Source organism: Bradyrhizobium sp. (genome assembly GCF_016462955.1).
Lineage (GTDB): Bacteria > Pseudomonadota > Alphaproteobacteria > Rhizobiales > Xanthobacteraceae > Bradyrhizobium.
The window spans coordinates 1343-4549 of record NZ_JAEMSD010000529.1 but is presented as its reverse complement, the minus strand read 5'-3'; the positions used below and the strand labels follow the sequence as shown (position 1 = coordinate 4549).

1 protein-coding gene and 2 pseudogenes are annotated in these 3207 nt (G+C 59.6%); all 3 read left to right on the top strand.

What is annotated here, in order from left to right; translation table 11 throughout:
* Nucleotides 1-293, top strand: a 293-nt coding sequence (locus JHD07_RS33560; RefSeq protein ID WP_291629961.1) for a hypothetical protein, incomplete at its 5' end; no start/stop codon positions are given.
* A gap of 626 nt (nt 294-919) precedes the next feature.
* Nucleotides 920-2007: pseudogene (locus tag JHD07_RS33555) on the top strand (HlyD family secretion protein).
* A pseudogene (locus tag JHD07_RS33550) lies at nt 2004-3207 on the top strand (DHA2 family efflux MFS transporter permease subunit); the annotation flags it as partial. The pseudogenes JHD07_RS33555 and JHD07_RS33550, both read left to right, overlap by 4 nt.

Below are 3207 nucleotides of genomic sequence, written 5' to 3'. Positions count from 1 at the left end.
CTGCGCAAGCAGACGGCAGGGCCAGAGCACGCAGTGGTGGAATGACGACACGCTGTAAAGTATTGCCAGACTTTGGTAGTTGTCGTTCTCATGCGTTGATGTTGCCAACCCAGGCAAAAGTTTGGCGTGAGGTCACGATGAAGGGTGCGCAAGCTGGCAAACTTCTTTGCCCGATCAGGATGCCCGGACAGGGTCAGCAGCCCGATGTCTGGCTCCTGGTCACTGGGGTTGTCGAGCGATGCGTCGGAAAACCGAATGGACCGGATTGGGTCTCGGGCATCGAGATCGTTTGAAGGACGGTCCCCACACCAAAACTTGCATCGCATTGACCTGGTCAAGAAGCAAGAGTTGGGCCGCAGTCTCCACTGCCTCAGCGGGTAGGGAAGCGGGTGTGGGCCCCGGACGCTGACACGCGATCTCGAGTCTGGCCTGGTTGGCGGCTATAAACTGCATTAGCTGCAGTCGTTGCCGAGCACATGGAATTCCGGTCAGCCGCGATCAATCTTAAAATCTGAGGCCAACTAAGCCACGTCTCAAAATAGTTGGCATTGCTTAGACGCGCAGAATGAACCGAGAGTGCCCAAGACGCTACTAAAGCGTTCATGCGAAGGGGGCGGGTCGAAGCACCCCCCATGTGTTTGGAATGATTTTGTACGGCGCGTTACCACCGCTGTTTCGTTTTCCTATTCCGCAAGGTGCTCGGCACCGGCCTGTCAATAAGGCCGCGGAAGTTTCCGAAGGTGCCGAGCCACTGGGCCGTCGCCTGCTTGATCGAAAGGAACCAAGTTCCGAAGGAGGAGTTTGGTCCTGATGCGGCAGGAATCCCACACGCATTTTCTTCCGGAGGTGCTGTCTGGTGAAGGGCCAAGTTCAAGAGCACGGGCCGGCAGAACAGCATCCGGGTCAATTGCCCAGGACTATGCCGCAGAACAAGCGCGACGGCGCCGAGCTTACACAGCCGACCAGAAAGCCATCGCCATGGGAGCGCTTTCGCGAGCACTGGGGTCTGATGCTGGCCGGCGCATGTGTTCTTGTGGCCGGCCTGGGCGGCGGAACAGCCTACTGGCTCGAGATCCGTCATTACGAATCCACCGATGATGCGTTTGTCGCCGCACGAAGCTTCTCGGTGGCGTCGAAAGTGGGCGGCTATGTGACCGACGTTCCCGTTACCGACAATCAGCATGTCGACGCCGGCGACCTGCTGGCGCGGATCGATGACCGCGACTACACAATCGCCGTCGACCAGGCCAAGGCGCAACTCGCGATCGCCGAGGCCAACATCGCCAACTACCAGGCGCAGATCGATACCCAGCATGCGCAGATCGATCAGGTGAGGGCCCAGTTGGAACAGGCTCAGGCACAACTTCAGTTCGCGCAGCAGGAGGCCGCGCGCGCACAGGAGCTGGTGGACAAGGGAGCCGGCACTGTACAGCGCGCGCAGCAGACTCGCTCCGATCTTCAGGCCCAGCAGGCCAATACAGACAGGGCCAAGACCGCCGTAGTTGGCGCCGAACTCGGAATCAAGGCGCTCCAGGCGCAGCTTGAAGGTGCAACAGCCCAGCGGCAACAGTCTCAAGCTCAACTCGACCAGGCAAAACTCAATTTGCAATACACAAGGGTGTTCGCGGTCCGATCCGGGCGCGTTGTCAAGCTGTCCGGAGCAAAAGGCTCCTACGTCACCCCGGGGCAGAGCCTCATATGATGTTCGTGCCCGATGAGGTTTGGCTGGTTGCAAATTACAAGGAAACACAACTGAAGGACATGCGCCCTGGCCAGCCGGTCGAGATCCGGATCGATGCCTATCCGGACCGCAAGCTGACCGGGCACGTGGAGTCGGTGCAGCCCGGCTCGGGGACCGCATTCAGCCTGCTGCCGGCGGAAAATGCGACGGGCAACTATGTCAAAGTCGTCCAGCGCGTACCGGTGAAGATCATTGTCGACAACTGGCCGTCCGACGTGCCGGTCGGGCCCGGTATGTCGGTCGTGCCTTGGACGAAGGTTAGATGACCGATCAGGCGCAGAGTGGCGGAAGGTCCTCGAGTTGGTCCCCGGAGCGATCGGCGGCCGGCGGACACAATCCCTATCTGATCGCCTTTGTCGTTTCCATTGCGACCTTCATGGAGGTGCTCGACACCACTGTCGCGAACGTGTCGCTCCGCCACATTGCGGGTGGCCTTGCGGTCGGGCTCGACGAGAGCACCTATGTCATCACAAGCTATCTTGTCGCCAACGCCATCGTGCTGTCGATCTCGGGATGGCTTTCCACCGTCATTGGCCGCAAGCGCTTCTACATGCTGTGCGTGGCAACGTTTTCGGTTGCCTCCCTGTTATGTGGCCTCGCGTGGAACCTGGAATCTCTCGTCCTGTTTCGCATTCTGCAGGGGCTGGGCGGCGGTGGCATGGCGACCAGCGAGCAGGCGATTCTTGCGGATTCATTTCCGCCGCACAAACGCGGCCAGGCCTTCGCCATCTATGGTGTCGCCGTGGTGGTCGCCCCGGTGTTGGGGCCGACGCTTGGCGGGTGGATCACCGACACCTACTCCTGGCACTGGGTATTTCTGATCAACGTGCCGATGGGGCTGATCTCGTTATTACTGGTAGGTACATTGGTGAGGGAACCATCCGGCGCCGAGGAAGAAAGGGCTGAACTCCTAAGGGCCGGATTGCGGGTAGACTATATCGGATTCGCTCTGGTCGCCATCGGTCTCGGATCGCTCGAATTCGTGCTCGACGAAGGGCAGCGCAGCGACTGGTTTGGATCGTCCATGATTCTATCCTTTGCGCTTATCTCAGCCTTCTGCCTCTTTGCTCTTATACCTTGGGAGCTTGGCCGTGACGATCCCATCATCGATCTCCGGCTGCTTGGCAAACGGCAATTTGGCGCTTGCTTCCTCGTGATGTTTGCAACCGGCGCAGTTCTGATCTCGACGACCCAATTGCTGCCGCAGCTTCTGCAAGCCGAATTCGGCTACACCGCCACGCTGGCAGGTCTCGTGCTCTCGCCGGGCGGCATCATTACGATGCTTCTGATGCCCATCGTCGGCAAGCTGGTCAACTTGGTGCAGCCGAAATATCTGATCATGGTCGGCGCGGCGATCGTTGCCGTTTCGATGTGGCAGCTCACAGGACTGACCGGCGATATCAGCTATGGCTATGCGACCGAGGTGCGCATATTCCAGGCTGCGGGGTGCCGTTTCTGTTCCTGCC